Origin of the sequence: Rhodobacter sp. NTK016B (genome assembly GCF_017303295.1) — a bacterium.
GTDB lineage: Bacteria > Pseudomonadota > Alphaproteobacteria > Rhodobacterales > Rhodobacteraceae > Pararhodobacter.
Map to the genome: position 1 here is coordinate 84,702 of NZ_JAFKOK010000003.1, position 21,303 is coordinate 106,004.

The 21,303-nt window shown below is 65.7% G+C and carries 20 protein-coding genes; 14 read left to right on the forward strand and 6 right to left on the reverse strand.

What is annotated here, in order from left to right; genetic code table 11:
- Positions 1-9: 9 nt before the first annotated feature.
- The 4 genes from aroB to preA all read left to right on the forward strand — a co-directional run bounded on the left by aroB (position 10) and on the right by preA (position 4,534).
- Positions 10-1,143, forward strand: a complete 1,134-nt coding sequence (aroB, locus tag JI664_RS04775) for a 3-dehydroquinate synthase (protein ID WP_207012588.1) — start codon at positions 10-12, stop codon at positions 1,141-1,143.
- A 257-nt stretch (positions 1,144-1,400) separates the two neighbouring features.
- Complete coding sequence (locus JI664_RS04780; RefSeq protein ID WP_207012589.1) at positions 1,401-2,735, forward strand: NAD(P)-dependent oxidoreductase; 1,335 nt, start codon at positions 1,401-1,403, stop codon at positions 2,733-2,735.
- Positions 2,732-3,226, forward strand: coding sequence for a GFA family protein (locus tag JI664_RS04785; RefSeq protein WP_207012590.1), 495 nt, complete (start codon positions 2,732-2,734; stop codon positions 3,224-3,226). The genes JI664_RS04780 and JI664_RS04785 overlap by 4 nt, the downstream gene beginning before the upstream one ends.
- Before the next feature lie 3 nt (positions 3,227-3,229).
- Positions 3,230-4,534, forward strand: a complete 1,305-nt coding sequence (preA, locus tag JI664_RS04790; protein WP_207012591.1) for an NAD-dependent dihydropyrimidine dehydrogenase subunit PreA — start codon at positions 3,230-3,232, stop codon at positions 4,532-4,534.
- Positions 4,535-4,615: 81 nt separating this feature from the next.
- Here preA and JI664_RS04795 read toward each other — a convergent pair whose 3' ends face one another.
- The 4 genes from JI664_RS04795 to JI664_RS04810 all read right to left on the reverse strand — a co-directional run bounded on the left by JI664_RS04795 (position 4,616) and on the right by JI664_RS04810 (position 8,635).
- Complete coding sequence (locus JI664_RS04795) at positions 4,616-5,071, reverse strand: hypothetical protein (protein WP_207012592.1); 456 nt, start codon at positions 5,069-5,071, stop codon at positions 4,616-4,618.
- A 486-nt stretch (positions 5,072-5,557) separates the two neighbouring features.
- Entirely contained in the window at positions 5,558-6,070 is a 513-nt protein-coding gene (locus JI664_RS04800) for a hypothetical protein (protein ID WP_207012593.1), read from the reverse strand.
- 257 nt (positions 6,071-6,327) lie between these two features.
- On the reverse strand, positions 6,328-7,605 hold the full coding sequence (gene eno / locus JI664_RS04805) for a phosphopyruvate hydratase (RefSeq protein ID WP_207012594.1): 1,278 nt from the start codon (positions 7,603-7,605) through the stop codon (positions 6,328-6,330).
- A gap of 106 nt (positions 7,606-7,711) precedes the next feature.
- On the reverse strand, positions 7,712-8,635 hold the full coding sequence (locus JI664_RS04810; RefSeq protein WP_207012595.1) for a DMT family transporter: 924 nt from the start codon (positions 8,633-8,635) through the stop codon (positions 7,712-7,714).
- Between the two features lie 160 nt (positions 8,636-8,795).
- Here JI664_RS04810 and JI664_RS04815 point away from each other — a divergent pair, with 160 nt between their 5' ends.
- Positions 8,796-9,680 (forward strand): DMT family transporter, encoded by an 885-nt coding sequence (locus JI664_RS04815; protein ID WP_207012596.1) that lies wholly within the window; start codon positions 8,796-8,798, stop codon positions 9,678-9,680.
- Positions 9,681-9,752: 72 nt separating this feature from the next.
- Here JI664_RS04815 and JI664_RS04820 read toward each other — a convergent pair whose 3' ends face one another.
- Positions 9,753-10,682 carry a nucleoside hydrolase gene (locus tag JI664_RS04820; RefSeq protein ID WP_207012597.1) on the reverse strand — a complete coding sequence of 310 codons (930 nt, stop codon included), beginning with the start codon at positions 10,680-10,682 and terminating at the stop codon, positions 9,753-9,755.
- A 171-nt stretch (positions 10,683-10,853) separates the two neighbouring features.
- Between JI664_RS04820 and JI664_RS04825 the strand changes: the two genes are divergently transcribed.
- From JI664_RS04825 to JI664_RS04835, 3 genes are all read left to right on the forward strand, one after another.
- Positions 10,854-11,384: a flavin reductase family protein gene (locus tag JI664_RS04825; protein WP_286173855.1), complete on the forward strand. Its 531-nt coding sequence runs from the start codon at positions 10,854-10,856 to the stop codon at positions 11,382-11,384.
- Positions 11,385-11,483: 99 nt separating this feature from the next.
- Entirely contained in the window at positions 11,484-13,127 is a 1,644-nt protein-coding gene (locus JI664_RS04830) for a hypothetical protein (protein ID WP_207012598.1), read from the forward strand.
- A complete protein-coding gene (locus tag JI664_RS04835) occupies positions 13,108-14,241 on the forward strand; it encodes a glycosyltransferase (RefSeq protein ID WP_207012599.1) in 1,134 nt (377 codons plus the stop codon). Before JI664_RS04830 ends, JI664_RS04835 begins: the two co-directional genes overlap by 20 nt.
- 73 nt (positions 14,242-14,314) lie before the next feature.
- On the opposite strand, the gene JI664_RS04840 is transcribed toward JI664_RS04835, so the two are convergent.
- Entirely contained in the window at positions 14,315-15,202 is an 888-nt protein-coding gene (locus tag JI664_RS04840; protein ID WP_207012600.1) for a LysR family transcriptional regulator, read from the reverse strand.
- Between the two features lie 180 nt (positions 15,203-15,382).
- Here JI664_RS04840 and JI664_RS04845 point away from each other — a divergent pair, with 180 nt between their 5' ends.
- The 6 genes from JI664_RS04845 to JI664_RS04870 are packed head-to-tail and all read left to right on the forward strand — an operon-like array spanning position 15,383 to position 20,996.
- A complete protein-coding gene (locus JI664_RS04845; RefSeq protein WP_207012601.1) occupies positions 15,383-16,204 on the forward strand; it encodes a transporter substrate-binding domain-containing protein in 822 nt (273 codons plus the stop codon).
- A gap of 11 nt (positions 16,205-16,215) precedes the next feature.
- Positions 16,216-16,941 carry an amino acid ABC transporter permease gene (locus tag JI664_RS04850; RefSeq protein WP_207012602.1) on the forward strand — a complete coding sequence of 242 codons (726 nt, stop codon included), beginning with the start codon at positions 16,216-16,218 and terminating at the stop codon, positions 16,939-16,941.
- Complete coding sequence (locus JI664_RS04855) at positions 16,938-17,642, forward strand: amino acid ABC transporter permease (protein WP_207012603.1); 705 nt, start codon at positions 16,938-16,940, stop codon at positions 17,640-17,642. The genes JI664_RS04850 and JI664_RS04855 overlap by 4 nt, the downstream gene beginning before the upstream one ends.
- Positions 17,639-18,367 carry an amino acid ABC transporter ATP-binding protein gene (locus JI664_RS04860; protein ID WP_207012604.1) on the forward strand — a complete coding sequence of 243 codons (729 nt, stop codon included), beginning with the start codon at positions 17,639-17,641 and terminating at the stop codon, positions 18,365-18,367. The genes JI664_RS04855 and JI664_RS04860 overlap by 4 nt, the downstream gene beginning before the upstream one ends.
- 11 nt (positions 18,368-18,378) lie before the next feature.
- A complete protein-coding gene (locus tag JI664_RS04865; protein ID WP_207012605.1) occupies positions 18,379-19,809 on the forward strand; it encodes a CoA transferase in 1,431 nt (476 codons plus the stop codon).
- Entirely contained in the window at positions 19,806-20,996 is a 1,191-nt protein-coding gene (locus JI664_RS04870) for a MalY/PatB family protein (protein ID WP_207012606.1), read from the forward strand. Before JI664_RS04865 ends, JI664_RS04870 begins: the two co-directional genes overlap by 4 nt.
- The last annotated feature ends 307 nt before the right edge of the window (positions 20,997-21,303 follow it).

Consider the following 21,303-nt stretch of genomic DNA (forward strand, 5'->3'; position numbering starts at 1 on the left):
GCCCGGCCCATGAGCCATGATCCATCCGCCGCCCCCGCTATCGACGATGTCCGCGTCTCGTTGGGCGAGCGGTCCTATACCGTGCGCGTGGGTCAGGGGCTGATCGCCCGCGCAGGGGCCGAGATCGCGCCGCTTCTGCGCCGCAACCGGGTCTGCGTGGTTACCGAGGCCACGGTGGCCGAGCTGCATCTCGACGGGCTGCGCAACGGGCTGGCCGAAGGTGGCGTGGCGATGGAGGCGCTGATCCTTCCCGCCGGCGAGACGACGAAAAGCTGGCGCTATCTCGAACAGGCCGTCGAATGGCTGATCGCGCAGAAGGTCGAGCGCGGCGATGTCGTGGTGGCGCTGGGCGGCGGCGTGATTGGCGATCTGGTGGGCTTTGCCGCCGCCATCCTGCGTCGCGGCGTGCGTTTCGTGCAGATCCCGACCTCGCTTCTGGCGCAGGTCGACAGTTCGGTCGGTGGCAAGACCGGCATCAATTCGCCCCTGGGCAAGAACCTGATCGGCGCGTTCCACCAGCCCTCGCTGGTTCTGGCCGATATAGACGCGCTCGATACCTTGCCGGGGCGCGATTTCCTCGCCGGATACGGCGAGGTGGTGAAATACGGGCTGCTGGGCGATGCCGCGTTTTTCGATTGGCTCGATGCCAATGCGCCCGCCATGGCCGCGGGTGACAAGACACTTCGGCAGGAAGCGGTGCGCCATTCGGTGCGGATGAAGGCCGATATCGTCGAGCGCGACGAGACCGAGCAGGGCGACCGCGCGCTGCTGAATCTTGGCCATACGTTCGGCCACGCGCTGGAAGCGGCGACGGGCTATTCCGAGCGGCTGTTGCACGGCGAAGGGGTGGCGATCGGCTGTCTGCTGGCCTTCGATCTGTCGGCCCGGCTGGGGCTTTGCGCGCAGGAAGCGCCCGAACGGGTCGCCGAGCATCTGGCGCGGATGGGCATGAAGCGCAAGCTGTCGGATATAGACGGCGATCTGCCGGGGCGCGACGGGCTGATCGCGCTGATGGGGCAGGACAAGAAGGTTCAGGACGGCACGCTGCGCTTTATCCTTGCCAGGGCGATCGGCGAGAGCTTCGTCACCGCCGATGTCCCGCGCGAGGCGCTGGCGCGGCTGCTGGACGACGCGCTGGCGTGACAAAACGGATCTGAGGGGCCGGCCCGAGGGCGCGCGGCTGTAGGGTGCGTGGTTTCCACGCACCGCGCCCGGTATCCGGGCGTCGGATTGGTGCGTGCCAAGCACGCACCCTACAGCCGTGCACAAGGATTGGGCATTCAAGGGCCTTCATTCCGGCGGAAAAATTTTACCCGTTGATAAAATTTCGATCCGTGGCAATCTGGGTCCATAAAAAGAACAACACCAGCCAACCCGCCCAGCCAACCCGGAGGTAGCCCGTGACCCATAGCCCTCAGACCGACGGCATCGTCGCCGCGCGTCTGGACGACGCGACGCTTGCCGCGCATTTCGACGATCTGCACCCGATCCTTGACGATCACGAAGCCCGCGTCGCCGCCGACCGCTGTTATTTCTGCCATGATGCGCCCTGCATCACCGCCTGTCCGACCGATATCGACATCCCGCTTTTCATCCGTCAGATTCAGGCCGGGATGCCCGACGCCGCCGCGCGGACGATCTTCGATCAGAACATCCTCGGTTCGATGTGCGCGCGGGTCTGTCCGACCGAGACGCTGTGCGAAGGCGTCTGCGTGCGCAACGAGGCCGAGGGCAACCCGGTCGAGATCGGGCGCCTGCAGCGCTATGCGACCGACGGGCTTCTCGAGGCCAACGAGCATCCCTTCACCCGCGCCGCCCCCAGCGGCAAGCGCGTGGCGGTGATCGGCGCCGGTCCCGCCGGTCTGGCCTGTGCGCACCGGCTCGCCATGCTGGGCCATGACGTGGTGATCCACGAGGCCCGGCCGAAGCCCGGCGGGCTCAACGAATACGGGATCGCCGCCTACAAGGCCGCCAACGGGATTGCGCAGGCCGAGGTCGACTGGCTTTTGCGGATCGGCGGCATCACCATCCAGACCGGCAGCGCGCTGGGACGCGACATCACGCTCGACGGGCTGAAAGCCGAGTATGACGCCGTTTTCCTGGGCATGGGCCTTGCCGGGGTTAACGCCCTGCGGGCCGACGGCGAGGATCTGGAGGGCGTGCGCGACGCCGTCGATTTCATCGCCGAGCTGCGTCAGGCCAAGGACAAATCCGCCCTGCCCATCGGGCGCCATGTCGTGGTGATCGGCGGCGGTATGACGGCGGTTGATGCCGCCGTGCAATCGCGCCTTCTGGGCGCCGAGCATGTCCACATGGTCTATCGCCGCGACCGGGACGCGATGGGCGCTTCGGAATATGAGCTCGACCATGCCGCGACCGAAGGCGTGACGATCCTGACCAACGCGATGCCGCTCAAGATCACCGGCAATGGCAAGGTCGAAGCGGTCGAATTCGCCTATACCAAGGCAGGCCCCAAAGGGCTGGAACAGACCGGCGAGACCTTCACCCTGCAGGCCGATCAGGTCTTCAAGGCCATCGGTCAGACGCTTGAGGGCGCGCCGGACGCGCTTGATATCGACCGCGGCAAGATCGTCATCGACGCCACTGGCCGTACCTCGGTCGCGGGTGTCTGGGCGGGCGGCGATTGCGCACAGGGCGGCGAGGATCTGACCGTCACCGGCGTGGCGCAGGGTCGCGATGCGGCGATGGACATCCACGCGGCATTGTCGGCATGACCGCGGGCGCCTCTGACCGGCCCGTTCCACGGGCGCTGGCCCTGCCTGCCGATGGCGGCTGTCGCTGTGGCGCGCTGCGCTTTCGCGTCACGGAACAGCCGATCGCGAGCGCGGCCTGCCATTGCCGGGGCTGCCAGAAGATGTCGGGCAGCGCCTTTTCCACCACACTGATGGTGCCGGTAACAGGGTTCACGCTGCTGCAGGGCGCGGTGGTGCAGGGCGGCATGAAATCGCCCGATCTCATGCATATCCACTGCGCCGAATGCCTGTCTTGGGTCTTTACCCGCATTCCGGGCATGGAGTTCCTGAACCTGCGTCCGACCATGCTTGACGACCCGTCAGGCTTCGTGCCCCTGATGGAAACCTGCACCTCCGAGAAACTCCCCTGGGCGGAGACCCCCGCCCGGCACAAGTTCGAACACTTCCCGCCGCCCGAGGCCTTCGGGCCGCTGCTGGAAGAATATGCGACGCTGATCGCGTCCGAGGAGTGACAAATGGCTGACCTGACTTCGAATTTCGTCGGTATCAAATCCCCCAACCCGTTCTGGCTGGCTTCGGCCCCGCCTACCGACAAGGAATACAATGTCCGCCGCGCCTTCGAGGCCGGATGGGGCGGTGTCGTGTGGAAAACGCTGGGCGAAGAGGGGCCGCCCGTCGTCAATGTCAACGGACCGCGCTATGGCGCGATCTGGGGCGCGGATCGGCGGCTTCTGGGGCTCAACAATATCGAGCTGATCACCGACCGCCCGCTTGAGGTGAACCTGCGCGAGATGAAGATGGTCAAGCGCGACTATCCCGACCGCGCGCTGATCGCCTCGATCATGGTGCCCTGCGTCGAAGAGGCGTGGAAGGCGATCCTGCCGCTGGTCGAAGAAACCGGCGCCGACGGGATCGAGCTGAATTGCGGCTGCCCGCACGGCATGTCCGAGCGGGGCATGGGCGCGGCTGTCGGCCAGAACCCCGATCTGATCGAGATGATCGCGCGCTGGTGCAAGCAGAACACCCGCATGCCGGTGATCGTGAAGCTCACGCCCAACATCACCGATGTGCGCAAACCTGCTCAGGCGGCCAAGCGCGGTGGGGCGGATGCGGTCTCGCTGATCAACACGATCAACTCGATCACCTCGGTCGATCTGGATGATTTCGCGCCCGAGCCCACGATCGACGGCAAGGGCACGCATGGCGGCTATTGTGGTCCGGCGGTGAAGCCCATTGCGCTGAACATGGTGGCCGAGATCGCGCGCGACCCGGAAACGGCCGACCTGCCCATTTCCGGCATCGGCGGCGTCAATACATGGCGCGATGCGGCCGAGTTCCTGACGCTGGGGGCGGGCAATGTGCAGGTCTGCACGGCTGCGATGACCTATGGTTTCGGCATCATCAAGGAGATGACGGCGGGTCTGTCGCTGTGGATGGACAAGAAGGGCTTCACCTCGGTCGATCAGGTCTCGCGCCGCGCGGTGCCCAATGTCACCGATTGGCAGTATCTGAACCTCAACTACGTCACCAAGGCGGTGATCGATCAGGACAAGTGCATCTCGTGCGGGCGCTGTTATGCGGCGTGCGAGGATACCTCGCATCAGGCGATCCTGATGAAAGAGGGACGGGTCTTCGAGGTCGATGACAGCGAATGCGTGGCCTGCAATCTGTGCGTCAATGTCTGCCCGGTCGACGATTGCATCACCATGAAGCGCGTGGCCCCCGGCGCGGTGGACGAACGCACGGGCAAGACCGTTCCTGCCGAGAAAGGCGACTGGACGGAACACCCCAACAACCCGATGGTCAGCGCCGCCGAATGAGCGCCTGATCTCGCTGACCGAACCCCTCCCCACCGGCGTACCCGTCGTGGTGCGCCGGTTTTTTACGTGCGGGCAAGGGGGTTAGTTGCGAAGATGTCCGGCGCTGGTCAGGGCGCCGTCGGGGTCGAAGCAGACATAGAGTGCGTCTTCGTCAATGCCTATGCCCCTGCAAACCCCCAGCAGCCAGATGTCGCAGCTGCGCATTCGGCCGCCTTCGTTTATCATCGAGTGACCGTTAGGGACGCCCAGCAAGGTCGCGACGCTTTCGCGGTTGAGGTCAGATTGCGACAGGGGGCCGTCGAGCAGGCTCTGCAGCATCGGCCCGCGATGGCATTCCGCCCGCCGCATCGCGCAATCGCCGGGCCCCAGCCCGCTACACCGCCACGCATCGTGCCATGCTTGGGGAGTGAAATCGGCGCCGCGAAGCGGCGTGCCGCGCAGCAGCCAGACGATGGTGACAGCCAGCGCGGTCAGCCCGACAAGGGTCGCGACGCCCAGCCCGATCAGGGCGCGGCGCAGAACGGGGCGTTCCGTCATCGCGGGCTCCGGCAGTTACCGCGCCGGAGCCTAGCGTATCGGGTAAGTCTCGAGAATGGCGGCGTGTCTTGAGGGTGGCTTTGACGCGGTCACGGGATGCAGGTGAGCAGAACGCCGCGACATTTCTGACGGGGCCGGTCACGGATCCGGCAGCCCCGGTTTTCAATGGCGATTGGGATGAAGCCTGAGGCCCGCAGCAAGTTTCGCGGCTCCGTCAAAGCCCTTGCCACCGGCAGGGAGGCGACACATTCAGGCTGCGAGGCTGCGAGGCTGCGAGGCTGCGAGGCTGCGAGGCTGCGAGGCTGCGAGGCTAAGGGCGCTTGCCGCAGGCCAGAGGCGTCGGTTCCAGGGCTCGACTGCCTAAACCTGTCCTCTTCCGAACCCGACGCACGCGTCTCAGCCGCTGCCGACGCCTTGTTTTCCCGAAAGACCGACATTGCCCGTTATGAGCCGAGCCCAACCCCCATGTACCCGCTGTGCGCAGCGTCAGACCTTCTTGTCCAGCGCATGGGGCGGTTCGGGGCCGGTGCCGAGGACGGGCGCGCTGCGCAGGACCTCATCGGGCAGGTCCACCGGCTCGCGCTTCGACGCGGGGCGGTCGTCCGGCGCCTCTCGCGGCGGGTCGGCTTCGTCGCCGCTGCCGGGCGGTTCGTCGTCGGGCACCTCGCGCGCGGTGGGTTCGGGTGGCGCCTCTTTCGCGGCGGGCGGCATTTCAGGCGGGGCGTTCAGGCGAGAGCGAATATCCTGCAACACGTTGATGTCGAAGGCGGGCGGCGGACCGACCGGTCGTTCGACGGGCCGTTCAGGGAGTGTCTGATTGCGCGCGATCTCGGGGCGGTTGACGGCATTGACCGGCTGTGGCGCGCGGGCCGTTACGGTGGCCGTGACCGGCGCGGCATTGGTCGGCGCGTTGCCCGGGGCACTGGGCGGCGGTGAGCCGGCGGTGTCGCGTATTGTGGGCGGCATCGTCGGAGAGATCGGCGAGAGGACGCTTGTCATCGTGAACTCCTCATCAACGGAAAACCGTTATTGTCGTTGCTGTGCCCCGGCTCCGCGATTTATCGAGAGAATGAACCCGCGAAACCGGGCGTGTTGCCACCCAGCTAAGCCGATCTCGCTTAACACTTCCCTAACAGATACAATTTTAATGAAATAAACCCGGCTGCGGGGACGCGCTTGCGCCGCCCATGCCCGGATAAAACGGAAAACGCCGCGCGGGCTTCCCCACGCGGCGCCTTTCAATGCGGAAAAGCCGTTCAGCCCTTCAGGATCGAGCGCCCGGCAAATTCCGCGACGTCGCCCAGCATTTCCTCGATACGGATCAGCTGGTTATACTTGGCCAGCCGGTCCGAGCGCGCCAGCGAGCCGGTCTTGATCTGCCCGCAATTGGTGGCCACGGCCAGATCGGCGATGGTCGAATCCTCGGTCTCGCCCGAGCGGTGCGACATCACGTTGGTGTAGCGCGCGCGATGGGCCATATCGACGGCTTGCAGCGTTTCCGAGAGCGAGCCGATCTGGTTCACCTTGACCAGCATCGAGTTGGCGACGCCGGCCTTGATGCCCTCGGCCAGACGGACGGGGTTGGTCACGAAAAGATCGTCGCCCACCAGCTGAACCTTGTCGCCCAGCTTGTCGGTCAGGATTTTCCAGCCTTCCCAGTCATCTTCGGACATGCCGTCTTCGATCGAGATGATCGGGTATTGCGCGCAGAGCTTCGCCAGATAATCGGCATTCTCTTCCGACGAGAGCGACAGGCCTTCGCCCTTCATCTCGTATTTGCCGTCCTTGAAATACTCGGTCGAGGCGCAGTCGAGCGCGAGGTAGATATCCTCGCCCGGCTTGTAGCCGGCTTTCTCGATGGATTTCAGGATCAGGTCCAGCGCGGCGGTGGTCGAGCTGAGATTCGGCGCAAACCCGCCCTCGTCGCCCAGACCGGTCGACAGGCCGGCGGCGGTCAGTTCTTTCTTCAGCGTGTGGAAGACTTCCGACCCCATGCGCACGGCGTCGCGGATATTGCCCGCGCTGACCGGCATGATCATGAATTCCTGAATGTCGATCGGGTTGTCGGCATGTTCGCCGCCATTGATGATGTTCATCATTGGCACCGGCAGGATCCGGGCCGAGGTGCCGCCGACATAGCGATACAGCGGCTGACCGCAGGCATCGGCGGCTGCCTTGGCCACGGCAAGCGACACGCCGAGGATCGCGTTCGCGCCCAGACGGCCCTTGTTGGCGGTGCCGTCGAGTTCGATCATCGCGCGGTCGATGCCCACCTGATCGGTCGCATCCGCGCCCACCAGCGCTTCGGCCAGCTCGCCGTTGACGGCGGCGACGGCGTGCAGGACGCCCTTGCCCATGTAGCGCGCCTTGTCGCCGTCGCGGCGCTCGACCGCCTCATGCGCGCCCGTCGACGCGCCCGAGGGCACGGCGGCGCGGCCCATCGAGCCGTCTTCCAGGATCACGTCGACCTCGACCGTGGGGTTGCCCCGGCTGTCGAGGATCTCGCGGCCGACAATGTCGAGAATGGTGGTCATGATGCGCCTCATTGGAAATTGGTTGGCGTCTCTATACGGCAGCGCTTGTGGCGATGAAAGGGCGCCCCGATGGCGTTACCGCTGCCGGTAGCGCCCGATCGCCACATCAGGGCAGGGTTGCCGTTTCCGTGGTCGGTACCGGTTTCCGGTTGAGCCGGATTTCTCGCATCAGGGTATAGAGCCCGGCCGCCACGATCACGCCCGAGCCGATCAGCGTCAGCGCATCGGGGCGCTCGCCGAAAACGATCACGCCGATCATCATGGCGAAGACCAGCCGCGCGTAGCGGAAGGGCGTGGTCGATGCGATATCGCCCAGCCGCGTCGACATCACCAGCATGACATAGGCAGCCATGCCGAAGGCCACGGTCAGCGCCATGAGCAGCGCCTGCAGCGCAGTCGGCATGACCAGCGTCTCGCCCCGGATGAACAACAACAGGATGCCGCCCGGCACGACAGCGAAAAAGCCCCAGGCCGACAATTGCATCGAGGTCAGCGACGGATCGACCTTGCGTGTGGCGATGTCGCGGGCGCTGAGGAAGAACACCGCCGCCAGCGGGATCAGCGCGCGCGCATCGAAGCCTTGTGTGCCGGGCCGCAGGATCAGCAGCACGCCCGCGAAACCCACGAGGATCGCGGTCCAGCGCCGCCAGCCTACGGCCTCTTTCAGCACAACCGCCGCGCCCAGCGTCACCGCCAGCGGCATGGCCTGCAGGATCGACGAGACCACGCTCAGCGGCACCAGCGCGACGGCGGTGATCATGCACATGGCCGCGCACATCTCCATCACGTTGCGCACCAGCGCCGCGCCACGGATCGCGCGGGGGTCGAGAAACCGCTCGCCCTTGCGGCGCATGGCGATCCAGAAGGCCAGCGCGCCGCCCAGTCCCAGCGCCAGCCCGACTTCGCCCGGCGGGACACTGGCCGAGAGCGTCTTGATGAACGCGTCCTCGATGGCGAAACCGCCCATCGCGGCCACCATAAGCATCGGTCCCTTGAGGCTGGCATTGCCGCCGGATTGGGGGCTGGACATGGATCTCACTCCTCTTGTCTTGCAGGGATACCCGTGCCAGAGGGGCGCGGAAAGGGCGAAGTTGTCCGACGCGACGTTCAACGCACGCGTGTATCGGATGGGGTTGACCCGGCGTCCTATAGGCTGTTCATTCAACGCCCTTAACTTGTGCAGGATCGCCATGTCACCCGCAGAACGCCGCCCCCTTGATGTCCCGGGTTTCTGGATCATGCTGGGTCTTGCGACCCTGTTCGGCGCCAACAACCTGATGATTAAGGTCGGCAATGACGGCCTTCACCCAGTCTTTTTCGCGGGCCTTCGCTCGATCGTCGCACTGCCGGTGATTGGGGCGTGGATGTGGTGGCGCGGCTATTCGCCCCGCTGGGACCTGTGGCGCGGCGGGCTGATGCTGGGGCTTCTGTTCTCGAGCGAGTTCTTCTTTCTGTTCCTCGCGCTCGACAACACTTCGGTCGTGCGCGCCTCGTCGCTGTTCTACGCGATGCCGATCTGGCTGGCGCTGGCGGCGCATTTCCTGTTCCCCGGCGAAAGGCTGACCTCGAAACGGGCCCTGGGCTTTGCGTTGGGCTTCTCGGGCGTGGTGCTGACCTTTGCGGGGCGCGGCAGCGTGACTGCCGGGGGCAGCTTCTGGGGCGATCTGGCGGCCGTTTTCGGCGGCATGAGCTGGGCGGGGCTGGTGATCGTGTCGCGGCTGAACCCGATCGGGCAGGCGCGGGCCGAGACGCAGATATTCTGGCAAGTGCTGATCTCGGCCATGCTGCTGCCCCTTGCCGCGCCGCTTTTCTCGGACGAGCTGGTGCGCAATTTCACCGGGTTTCAGGCCGGGCTGCTGCTGGTGCAGTCGGTCGGCGTGGTGACGGTGGGTTTCATCACGTGGTTCTGGCTGATCGGGATCTACAAATCCTCGACCGTGGCGAGCTTCAGCTTCCTCACACCGGTTCTCAGCGCGGGGCTGGGCTGGCTGGTGCTGGGCGAAACCGTGGGGCCGGTGACGCCCTTCGCGCTGGCGCTTCTGGTGGGCGGGCTTGTGCTGATCAACCGGCGCTGAGAGGCGGGACATGGGCGCGGCGCCGCAAGGCAAGGCGCCGGCTTCCGCCCCGGTCTTTCGCCCCGGCGCGGATCAGAACCGCGCGATGCGCTCGGTCAGCAGCTTGTAGAACCCGTCCGCATCGCAGGACCCGACGAAATACGCGTTCTTCGCGCGGTCCGTCACGCCCCACCAATCCGCGACCGTCATGCCCAGCGTCAGATCCGAGACGGTCTCGATCTCGACATTGATCTGGCGGCCAGTGAACAGGGTGGGGTCGATCAGATAGGCGATGGTGCAGGGATCGTGCAGCGGCGCACCTTCCGAGCCGTATTTCTCCATGTCGAAGCGTTCGAAGAAATCCGTCCAACTGGCGACGACCTCGCCCACCGGACCCAGCGCGCGCAGCGCCTCGATCCGCGGGCGGGTGGTCAGCACCTTATGCGTCACGTCGAGCGGCATCACCGTCAGCTTGACGCCCGAGCGGAACACGATCTCGGCGGCCTCGGGGTCGACAAAGATGTTGAACTCGGCGGTCGGGGTGATGTTGCCCACCTCGAAATAGGCGCCGCCCATGATGACGATCTCTTCGATCCGGTGGGCGATATCGGGCGCGCAGGTCAGCGCGGTGGCAATGTTGGTCAGCGGTCCGATCGGCACAAGCGTCACGTCGTCCCGCGCGCGGCATTGCTCGATGATGAAATCGACCGCGTGCTGCTCTTGCAGCGGCATCCGGGGCTCGGGAAGCTTGATCCCGTCCAGCCCGGTCTTGCCGTGAACATGCTCGGCGGTCACCAGCTTGCGCTTCAGCGGGGCGTCGCAACCGGCGAAGACCTTGATGTCAGCCCTTCCAGCCAGTTCGCACACGGTGCGTGCGTTCTTCGTCGTCAGCGGCAGCGGGACATTGCCCGCAACGCAGGTGACGCCGAGGACGTCGATATCCTCCGGCGAAGCCAGAGCCAGCAGCAAGGCGACGGCATCGTCCTGACCGGGATCTGTGTCGATGATGATCTTGCGTGGCATTCAGGATCCAATTCTTCACAATCTGCGCATCTTTTGCAGAAGCGACGTCCCTAAGCCATTTGCCCCCTTTCTGTCGAGGGCAGTGGTCGCCGCGCGACGCAAGGTTATTTTGCCCCAAAATGGCCCGGTTTCACTGGCACACCGGGCGTAACACAGGCTAGGAAGACCGTAATGAGTTATGCACGCGCGGAGCGTATGAGCGACCTGACCGAGCCCGAAACCTTTGTCCCCGGCGCGGGGAACGACCGCCAATTCCGCGATGCGCTGGGCGCTTTCGCGACCGGCGTGACGGTGATTACGGCGCAATCGCCGGTCGGGGCTTTGGGCATCACCGCCAACAGTTTCGCCTCGCTCTCGATGGACCCGCCGCTGGTCTTGTGGTCGCCGGGCAAGTTTTCCCGCCGGTTCGACGCCTTCGTCGAGGCCGAGCATTTCGCCATCCATGTCCTTGGCGCCGAGCAATTCGATCTGGGCGCGCATTTCGCGCGTCAGGGCCACGACTTCGACCTGCCGGGCGTATCGCTCAATGCGCAGGGCGTGCCGGTCATGCCGGGATGTCTGGCGGTGTTCGAATGCGCGCGCGAGGCGGTGCATGACGCGGGCGACCACGCCATCGTCATCGGTCGCGTGCTTGCCGCACGCCACCGCAAGGGCGCGCCGCTGGTGTTCCAAGGCGGCAATTACGGCGGCTTTGGCGGCTGATTTTCTTGTATTTCTGTTGTCCGGGGCAGGGGGATTGTTTACCCTTGCGTCAACCCGGCGCAGACCGGGAGTAAGCGAGTTCGGGCAGTGAAAGACAACATGACAGAAGGTGCGTCCTTCGGCGCGGCCCCGTTCGAATCCCATCCGTGGATCGATCAGGGCGACGCGGCGCCGTTCGTGTTCATCGACCAGTCGGCGGGCCGAAGCGGTGCGCAAGCCATCGTGCAGGGGCAGGCCGTGGCGATGGTGGGCCACCGGATGCGCGTGCCGGGCGACGCACGTCCGCGCGGTCTGTGGGGGGCATGGCGCTGGGACGGCGAAACGCTGAACGCCGAGGTCGATGCGCTGGGATATTTCACGCTCTTCGTCTACCAGAAGGGCGACCAGATCGGGGTTTCGCCCTCGATCTTCCAGCTTCTCGCCCATGGCGCCGATGCCGAGCTTGACCCAGTCGCGCTGGCCGTCTTTCACCGCGTGGGCTTCTTCGTTGGCGGCGACACGCCGTTTCGCCATATCCGCGTGATGCAGCCCGCAGGGCGCCTGACATGGCGTGCGGGGCAGGCGCGTTATGAAGGCGGCGAGCCGATTCCCAAAGCGCTGGACATCACCCGCGATCAGGCGGTCGAGGCCTTCATCGAACTGCCCCGCGCCGCGATCCGCCGCTTCGTGCAGGATTGGGACGGCCCCATTGCCCTGCCGCTTTCGGGCGGGCGCGATTCGCGGCATATCCTGTTGGAAATGGCGCATCAGGGACGTCTGCCGGATACCTGCGTGACCTTCCATCATGGCGGCAAGGTGATGAATGCCGAGGTGCAGGCGGCGCGGGCCGTCGCCGCGCAGGTGGGGGTGAAGCACACGATCCTCGGTCATCCGCGCTACCGGATGCGCGACGCGCTGCGCGGGCTCTTGATGACCCAGCTTTGCGCCGACGAGCATGCGCAGATGATGCCGATGCACGACTTCCTGTCGGGCAGCGATTATTGCGCCATCGACGGGATCGGCGGCGACATCCTGACCAATCCCGACGACTGGGCCGCAGGCTTCATGGAGCGCGCGCGCCGAGGCGACTGGGAAGGCATCGCGCGGGGCATGGCGGATGGCCATGGCGGCGTGATCAGCCGTCCGGGGCATAGCGGCGGTGCGGGGGCGGTATTCTCGCCTGCTCTGGAAGAGGCGGCGATCGACCGGATCGCCCGCGCCATCGCAGTCTACAAGGACGCGCCCGACCCGTATCAGTGCTTCTGGTTCTACCACCGCACCCGGCGCGAGATTTCCTTTGTCTCGACCACCGTGATGGGCGGCGCGCCGATGGTCTTCTGCCCGTATCTGGACCCCGATTTCGTCGAACTGGGCCTGTCTTTGCCGTGGGAGGTCACCTGCGATCAGAAGCTGCATGACGACGCGATCTTCCGCGCCTATCCCGAATATGCCGATATTCCCTTCGCCTCGGGCTTTCGCAATCAGCCTTTGCCGCGCCTGCGCGCGCACCGGCTGACCAACGCGCTCGACAGCCTGCGTATTGCCGCGCTGACGGGGCGCGAGGGCGCGATGTCGGGCATGCGCGCGGCGCTGAAAGCCACGCCGCTCAAGCGCGGGCCGTCAGATATCCTGCGCCTGCATGACGACATGGTCCGCGCCATGACCCCGCAAGAGGCGCGGCGACTGATGACCCTCGATCGGCGCCTGCAAGCCGCCGCCCCCAAACGGCAGGAGCTGGTGAGCGATGTCCATCTCGGTGCTTGAAGTCCAGATCAACCGCGTCCGGCTCTATGCCCGCCGCCGCCGCGCCGAAAAAGCCCGGGCGGGCGCGATGGGCAAGCCCTTCGATGCGGGCGCGGGCGAAAAGCTGTTGCTCGTCACCCAGCCCGAGCGGATCCCGCAATCGCAGATCTACCCGTTTCACCACTACGCGGATGACCTGAGCCGTCTCTACGGCGCGCAGGTGCGCGAGGCCGATACATGGGCCGTGCTGCGGGGCGAGGAACCGGCGGCGAAGGGCGCCAGCACCGTGGCGTTCCAGACTCCGTTCGATGTCGCCGATGCGGACCTGCACAAACTGGTCGAGATCCTGCGCGCGCAGAATCCCGGCGCGCGGATCGTCTGTCTGGACTGGTTCGCGCCCACCGATCTGCGCAACGCCGCGCGGATGGATCCGCTGGTCGACCTGTACATCAAGAAACACGTCCTGCGCGACCGCTCGCTTTATGGTCAGCCGACGCGGGGCGACACCAACCTGACCGATTACTACAACCGCCGCTACGGCATCGACGAGCCCGAGCAATGCTTCCCGATCCCGCCGGGCTTCTGGGACAAGCTGGTCCTCGGCCCGTCTTTTGCCACCGCGCCCAATATCCTGCCCGCGCTGATGGGCCGGATGCCCGGGGGGCGCCGTCCCATCGACATGCATGCCCGCTTCGCGGTCGGCGGAACGCCGTGGTACGCAGGGATGCGCGGTGAGGCGGAAGAGGCGCTGAACCGGCTGTCGGACCTCAATATCGTGAAGGGCGAGGGCGTGCCGCTACCGCGCTTCATGGTCGAGATGACCAGCTCGAAGATCGGCTTTTCGCCCTTCGGTTATGGCGAGGTCTGCTGGCGCGATTACGAATCCGTCATGGCGGGCGCACTGCTGCTCAAGCAGGATATGAGCCATATCGAAACCGCGCCCGATATCTTCAAGCCATGGGAGACTTATGTTCCCGTCGCCTGGGATCTGTCCGATTTTGAAGCGGTCACGCGCCGTGTGCTGGAGGATGATGCCTTGCGCGCGCGCATCACGCGGAACGCTTTCGACTTGCTGCATGACTGGCTGCATTCCGACGCCTTCGCCCGCGCCATGGCGCCGCTCTTCGGGCGATGACGGGGCAGGCGCCACGCCTGTCTTCCGGGGTAAGCCGGGTTGTGCCAGGGCAGTCCCGTACGCGCGGCAGGGCCTATTCGCCCATCTTGGCCTCGCGCGCGAAGGCCACGAATTTCCGTGCGAGCCGCGACAGATGCGTCTTGCGGCGGTGCACGACCACGACCTGCCGGTCGAGCGACGGGTTCACCAGAGGCACCATGCGCAACCCGTAGATCGGCAGCATTGGCTGCACATAGCGGGTCATCACCGCGATGCCTTCACCCGCCGCGATCAGCGCCAGCGCGCTGGTGCCATGCGCGACGCGCTGATGGGGCAGGTCCAGCGCGATCCCGGCATCGGCCAGATTGCGGCGTAGCTGATCCTCTCGACCCAGATAGATGATTTCGTGCCCCGCCAACTGGGCCCAGGCGATGCGCGGCAAGCTGGCCAGCGGATGCGTCGGCGCCATGACGACACAAAGCGCCGAACGGAAAAGCGGCACCGCTTCCAGCGTCTCGTCGCTGTCGACATCCAGATAGACGCCCAGATCCGCCTCGCCCGAGCGCACTGTCTCGATCACGTCGTCAATCGCGCTGTCGATCAGTTGCAGCCGCGCCTCGGGCTCGGCAGTGCGAAAGGCCTGCAGCAGGGGCGGCAGGATGGTGCAGGACAAAAACTGCGTCGCGGCAATGCGCAGGGTGGCGGTTTCGACTTCGCGCCGGCGGCGCACGAAGGTATCGGCGCGTTCCAGCTCCAGAAGGATGCGCTGCACATGCGGCAGAAACTCGGCACCGGTATCGGTCAGGCTGAGCGACCGGGTGGTGCGCTCGAAGACGCGGAACCCGATCGAGGCTTCGGTTTCGCGGATCATCGCGCTCAGCGCCGCAGCCGAGACGTTGAGTTGCCGGGCAGCGGCGGCGAAGCTGCCACAATCGCTGATTGTCTGGATCGCCCGTAACTGACGGATCGTGAAGTTCAGCATCACCCATCCCCCGGCGCGGTCAGGCTTATTATCAAGATTTACCTTAACAGTTATCAATCAGAAATTTCTTGTGATTGTCGAGAATTATTTCGATGCTCTGCCTAGTTTTCAGCGGAGGCTGCGCGTCGAGGGACGCTAGGAATTCCTTTCCAATTGCCGCCGCGCCTAGGGAGAGAGACCATGAAAAAGCTGTCCATTCTTCTGGCCGGAACCAGCCTTGCTTTCGGCGTCGGTGCCGCGCAGGCCGACCAGCTCGACGATATCCGCGAGGCCGGGGTTCTGGTTTGCGGCGTGCCGTCGAACTATGTGCCGTTCTCGTATCTCGAAAGCGATAATGACCGCACGCCCGTGGGCTTCGATGTCGATGTCTGCAACGCGATTGCCGAGCATCTTGGTGTCACGCCCGAGCTGCGCTACGTGACCGGCGCCTCGCGTATTCCCGACCTGACCGCAGGCCGGATCGACATCGCCACCGCCGCACTGACGATCACGCCTGAACGGGCGCAGCAGGTCGATTTCTCGATCCCGTATTTCCGCACCGGCGTGCGTGTCTCGGTCCCCAATGACAGCGATATCTCCGAAATGGACCAGCTCAACGGTCACCGCATTGCCGTGCCCGAAAGCGGCATGGCCTCGATGATCGTGGAAGAGCGCTTCCCCGATTCGGCCGCCGTGGGCTTCCCGACGCCGGCCAATACCTTCCTCGCTTTGCAGCGCGGCATGGTGCAGGCAATGGCGGGCGACGAGACCACGCTGCTAGGCCAGATGAGCGGCGCGCCGGGCGAATACCACCTGCTCGACGGTTTCCTGACCGATGACTGGCTGGGCGTCGGTGTGCGCAAGGGCGAAGGCGCACTGCTCGAGGCGGTAAACGAGGCGCTTCTGGGCATGGAGGCCGACGGTTCGGCCGTGGCCAGCTTCAACCGCTTCTTCGGCGCTGACACCCCGATGGGGATGGAGCGCAACTTTACCATCAACACCGACAACATCCCGGCCGAGTAAGGACCGGATCCGTGACCCTGATCGAGTTTCTGAGCGGTCGATATGGCGAGCTGTTGCTCAAGGGATTGATCGTCACCCTGCAACTGAGCGGGGTCACTCTGGCCGCGAGCTTCGTGATCGGCGTCGCGCTGACGCTGATCCGGCTCTCGCCGCTCTGGATCGTCCAGCAGGCCGTGGGCCTGCTGGTCGATGCCATCCGCTCCGTGCCGCTGCTGGTGCATGTGATCTTCTGGTATTTCGGCGCGCCCGAGCTTCTGCCCGACGGGCTGCGGATGTGGCTGTATGCCCGCGACGTGAACTTCATCTGCGCCGCGATCGCGATTTCCATCTATGCGGGGGCCTTCATCTCTGAAGACCTGCGCTCGGGCCTGCGCTCGATCCCGCGCGGCCAAAGCGAGGCGTCGCTGTCGCTGGGTTTCTCGGGCTTCGAGACGTTCCGCTACATCATCCTGCCGCAAGCCTTCCGCATCAGCGTGCCGCCGCTTCTGGGGCAGGCGATGACGCTGACCAAGAATACCTCGATCGCGCTGATGATCGGGGTGCCGGAACTGGTCTATCAGGCGCGGCGCATTCAGGACATCACCTACGAGCCGCTGATGCCCTATGCCTCGGCCACGCTGGTCTATGTGGTGATCTGCGCGATCCTGACGCTGGCCAGCCGCGCCTATAGCCGCACCGCGCTGGCGCACCGGACCGAGCTCGAGCGCACGCCCAACACGCGGGAGCAGAGCGCATGATCGAGATCTTGCAGAATTACTGGCTGCAATTGCTGATCGGCGGCTTTCCCCATACGCCGTTGGGCGGGCTGGCGCTGACGCTGATCCTTGCAGTGAGCGGGCTGGTGCTGGCGATGCCGGTGGGATTGCTGATGGCGGTGCCGCTGCGCAGCCGCTTCCGCCCGGTCAAGGCGCTGGCCGAACTGGTTGTCTTCTACATCCGTTCGGTGCCGCTGCTGTTGCATGTGTTGTGGGTCTATTTCCTGATGCCCGCGATCATCGGCGTGTCCTTTCCGCCGGCGATCACCATGCTGATCACGCTGGTGCTGTTCAACGGCGCCTATATCTCGAAGATCGTCGTGGCCGGGATCGACGCCCTGCCGCGCGGCCAGACCGAGGCGGCCTTGTCGCTGGGCTTTGGCCGGGTGCAGACGATGCGCCACATCGTTCTGCCGCAGGCCTTGCGGAACATGCTGCCCAGCCTCGTCAGCCAGCTTTCGCTGCTGATCAAGGAAACCGCGCTGGGTGCCGCCATCGGCGCGACCGAGGCCATGCAGACCTTCCTCGATCTGGCCGACAATCTTCCCGGACAGGCAATTCAGGTCTACGCGCTGCTGGCGCTCGCCTATTTCGCCCTGTGCTACCCGCTTCTGCTGGTCGGTCGCCGTCTTGAACGGCGCGGCAGCAGGGCGGCGAAAATCGCGACGGAACCCGCCTCATGATCACGATCACCCATCTCGACAAGCATTTCGACCGGCTGCATGTCCTCAAGGACATCTCGCTCACCGTGAAGACCGGCGAGGTGCTGGTGCTTTGCGGCCCGTCCGGGTCGGGCAAGACCACGCTCTTGCGCACCATCAACGGGCTGGAAACCATCGACAGCGGCACAATCACAGTGGATGGCGAGACCGTCGATCCCAAATCCCGCGATATCCGCAGGCAGCGGCAGGGGATCGGCTTCGTGTTTCAGCAATTCAACCTGTTCCCGCATCTGTCGGTGATCGACAACATCACGCTCGCCCCGCGCAAGCTGAAGGGCCTGAGCCGGGACGAGGCCGAGGCCAAGGCGATGCAGCTTCTCGACCGCGTCGGCTTGCGCGACAAGCGCGACGTGCATACCGACACGCTGTCGGGCGGTCAGCAGCAGCGCATCGCCATCGCCCGCGCGCTGGCGATGGAGCCGCCGGTCCTGCTGTTCGACGAACCGACCTCGGCGCTCGATCCTGAAATGGTGGGCGAGGTTCTGTCGGTGATCCGCGAGCTGGCGCAGGACGGCATGACCATGCTGTGCGTCACCCACGAGATGGGCTTTGCCCGCGACGTGGCCAGTCGCATCATCTTCATGGCGGATGGCCGAATCGTCGAAGATACCAACCCCGGCCAGTTCTTTTCGGCCCCCGAAAGTGCGCGGGCACGCGCCTTTTTGCAAGACATCCTCGGACACTGAAAGGCCCTGACATGACCCTGAGTCCCCCCGAACGCGCCGCGCTTGCGGACGTGCTGGACCCGCTTGGCCTGCCGCTGGCCGATCTGCGCACCCGCGCCGCCCATCACGGCGACGAGCCGCCCCTCGATACCGATCTGGCGCTTGGCCTTGCCGCACGTACGGCAGTCTTGGCGCAGGCGGTCGCGGCTGCGGAATTCGGCGCATTGCGCGGCGGCCCCGAACAAAGCGTGAGCCTTGATCGCAACGCCGCGATCTACGCGCTGTGCTGCGGGCTGTTCCAGTCGTGCTATGGGCAAGATATGACCATGGCCTCGGGCGCCGCCGCGCCCTTGAGCGATTTCTATCAGGCCAGGGACGGGCGCTGGTTCCATCCGATGGGCACCTATCCCGGCCTGCGCGACGGCGCGCTGGCGCTGCTCGACTGCGCCAACAACCCGGACGCCATCGCCCGCGCCGTGGCCACCCGTGACGCGCTTGAGTGGGAAGAGGCCTTTGCAGCCGCCAATCTGGCCGGGGCCATGGTACGCAGCCGCGCCGAATGGGAAGCGCATCCGCAGGGCAGGGCGCTGGCCGCCGCCCCGCTGGTCACCGTCGAAAAGATCGCCGACGGCGCACCGCAACCACTGAGCGCTGGCGCGCGCCCGCTTTCGGACCTGCGGGTGCTTGATTTCACCCATGTCATCGCAGGCCCCATCCTGACCCGCACGCTGGCCGAACAGGGCGTCGATTGCCTGCGCATCAGCGCGCCCGCCCATGCCGATCCGCAGGCCTTCCTCTTGGAAACCGGCTGGGGCAAGCGCGCGGCCTATCTCGATTTCCACCGGCAGGGTGATCTGCAACGGATGCGCGATCTGGCGCTGACGGGCGATGTGTTTGTGCAATCGTGGCGACCGGGCGCGATGGCGGAATTCGGCCTTGGCGCCGAAGACCTCGCCGCCGCGCTGCCCGAAGGGCATCCCGGGCTGATCCATGTCAGCGTTGACAGCTGGGGCCGCACCGGCCCCTGGGCCGGGCGCAAGGGGTTCGAGCAACTCGCGCAATCCGTCACCGGCGTGGCGCTTGACGAAGGGCAGGGCGGCAAGCCGCACTATGTGCCGACCGGGCTTCTGGCCGATTACCTCGCCGCTTATCTGGGCGCTGCAGGCACCGTCGCCGCGCTGATCCGCCGTGCCCGCGAAGGCGGCAGCTACCGCGTCCATGTCTCGCTCGCACGCGTGACCATGTGGTCGCAAACTCTCAGTGGCCCCGGCCGTCAGCCCGGCGCACCCTTTCCCACCGAACAGGGCTTGCCGCCGTCGATCGAGCGCGACAGCCCCTTCGGCCTGTTGCGCCACCTCGCGCCCTTCGCGCAATTTTCGGCCACGCCCGGCGACTGGGCGCTGCCGCCCTGTCCGCCCGGACGCCACGATGCGCGCTGGCTCGACCGGAGCGGTCGCGTATGAGCCTTGCGCCGATGGATCTCGACGCGCTGCACCGCAAGCGCAACGCGAAGTGGAGCACCTTCGCCCCCGATGTGCTGGGCATGGGCATCGCCGAGATGGATTATCACCTCGCCCCGCCAATCCGCGCCCGCCTTGCCTCGCTGCTTGAAGATGAGCGCACGGGCTATCCGACGCGCGGCCCGGTGGGCCTGATGGCCGATGTCTCGGGCAGCTTCACGCGCCGCATGGCCCGGCTTTTCGACTGGCAGGCGGACCCGGCGGGCAATGTGGTGTGCGTCGATCTGCTACAGGCGATCTCGGCCTGTCTTGCCGCGTTCAGCGATCCCGGAGACGGCGTGCTGATCCAGACGCCCTGTTACCCGGCCTTTCTGGTCGCGCTCGATCAGGGGCGCCGGGTGCTGCATGATGTGCCGCTCCTGGACACCCCGAGCGGCTTTCGCGCCGATCCGGCGCCTGCGGCCAGCCTTGCCCGCCGCGGGCTCAGCCCTCGGATCATGCTGTTGTGTCAGCCCCATAACCCCACGGGCCGCGTTTTCACCCGCGCCGAACTGGCCCCCTATATCCGGCTGGCCGAGGCCGAGGACATGGTGATCGTCTCGGACGAGATCCACGCCGATCTCGTCTTCGCCCCGGCCCGCCACGCGCCGCTTGCGCAGATGTTCCCCGAAGCGGCCGGGCGCATCGTCACGCTCTATTCCGCCACCAAGAGCTTCAACACCCCCGGTCTGCGCTGCGGCATCATGCATTTCGGCACGCCCGATCTGCTTGAGCGGTTTCGGGCCCGCGTGCCCGAAAGCCTGCTCGGCCTGCCCAGCACCGGCGCGATGGAGGCGACCCTGGCCGCGTGGGAGGAATCCGACGATTGGCTGGCGGCGCTGATGGCCCGGCTCGACGACCAGCGCCATCGCCTGACCGATGTGCTGCGCGATGCCGATCCCCGGCTGCGCTGCGCACTGCCTGAATCGACCTATTTCCTGTGGCTTGACGCGCGCGCGATGGACCTGCCGGGCGGCGCGGCACAGTTCCTGCTCGAGACGGCGCGGATCGGCATGATCGACGGTGCCAGCTTCGGCCCCGGCTGGAACGGCTTCGCCCGCCTCAACTACGCGACCACCCCCGCCCTCGTCGACGCGCTCTGCTCCCGTCTCACGCAGGCGCTGCGGGGGAAGTCCGGAGGCGCGGGGTGAATAGGGGCTGACCATGTGTTGTGCGGTAGGTTCTTAGAGTGCTGGCCCATACGCGTGTCGCATGAGCGATTTCGCATTTTCAGCCGGGATTGATGTTGCCGCCCAGGCAATAAGGCTAGCGTTTGATGTGTTGTTATTCCTGACGTTCACGCCGCCAGAAAAGTCCGCGCCGCGCTGCCAGTTGGCATTAACTGTCGGGACTGTCTCAGAAACGCATGCCTTGGGCTACCGGATGTCGAGGGCCCCTCTCGGGACATTGCTGCGCAACACCCTGCCGGGCAACGGACAAGCCCGAGCGTCAGCGCTT

Excerpts from the sequence above, each read along its gene's own strand:
- aroB (WP_207012588.1), top strand. The coding sequence starts at position 10 with ATGAGCCATGATCCATCCGCCGCCCCCGCTATCGACGATGTCCGCGTC.
- JI664_RS04785 (WP_207012590.1), top strand. The coding sequence starts at position 2,732 with ATGACCGCGGGCGCCTCTGACCGGCCCGTTCCACGGGCGCTGGCCCTG.
- preA (WP_207012591.1), top strand. The coding sequence starts at position 3,230 with ATGGCTGACCTGACTTCGAATTTCGTCGGTATCAAATCCCCCAACCCG.
- JI664_RS04795 (WP_207012592.1), bottom strand. The coding sequence starts at position 5,071 with ATGACGGAACGCCCCGTTCTGCGCCGCGCCCTGATCGGGCTGGGCGTC.
- JI664_RS04800 (WP_207012593.1), bottom strand. The coding sequence starts at position 6,070 with ATGACAAGCGTCCTCTCGCCGATCTCTCCGACGATGCCGCCCACAATA.
- eno (WP_207012594.1), bottom strand. The coding sequence starts at position 7,605 with ATGACCACCATTCTCGACATTGTCGGCCGCGAGATCCTCGACAGCCGG.
- JI664_RS04810 (WP_207012595.1), bottom strand. The coding sequence starts at position 8,635 with ATGTCCAGCCCCCAATCCGGCGGCAATGCCAGCCTCAAGGGACCGATG.
- JI664_RS04815 (WP_207012596.1), top strand. The coding sequence starts at position 8,796 with ATGTCACCCGCAGAACGCCGCCCCCTTGATGTCCCGGGTTTCTGGATC.
- JI664_RS04820 (WP_207012597.1), bottom strand. The coding sequence starts at position 10,682 with ATGCCACGCAAGATCATCATCGACACAGATCCCGGTCAGGACGATGCC.
- JI664_RS04825 (WP_286173855.1), top strand. The coding sequence starts at position 10,854 with ATGAGTTATGCACGCGCGGAGCGTATGAGCGACCTGACCGAGCCCGAA.
- JI664_RS04830 (WP_207012598.1), top strand. The coding sequence starts at position 11,484 with ATGACAGAAGGTGCGTCCTTCGGCGCGGCCCCGTTCGAATCCCATCCG.
- JI664_RS04835 (WP_207012599.1), top strand. The coding sequence starts at position 13,108 with ATGTCCATCTCGGTGCTTGAAGTCCAGATCAACCGCGTCCGGCTCTAT.
- JI664_RS04840 (WP_207012600.1), bottom strand. The coding sequence starts at position 15,202 with ATGCTGAACTTCACGATCCGTCAGTTACGGGCGATCCAGACAATCAGC.
- JI664_RS04845 (WP_207012601.1), top strand. The coding sequence starts at position 15,383 with ATGAAAAAGCTGTCCATTCTTCTGGCCGGAACCAGCCTTGCTTTCGGC.
- JI664_RS04855 (WP_207012603.1), top strand. The coding sequence starts at position 16,938 with ATGATCGAGATCTTGCAGAATTACTGGCTGCAATTGCTGATCGGCGGC.
- JI664_RS04860 (WP_207012604.1), top strand. The coding sequence starts at position 17,639 with ATGATCACGATCACCCATCTCGACAAGCATTTCGACCGGCTGCATGTC.
- JI664_RS04865 (WP_207012605.1), top strand. The coding sequence starts at position 18,379 with ATGACCCTGAGTCCCCCCGAACGCGCCGCGCTTGCGGACGTGCTGGAC.
- JI664_RS04870 (WP_207012606.1), top strand. The coding sequence starts at position 19,806 with ATGAGCCTTGCGCCGATGGATCTCGACGCGCTGCACCGCAAGCGCAAC.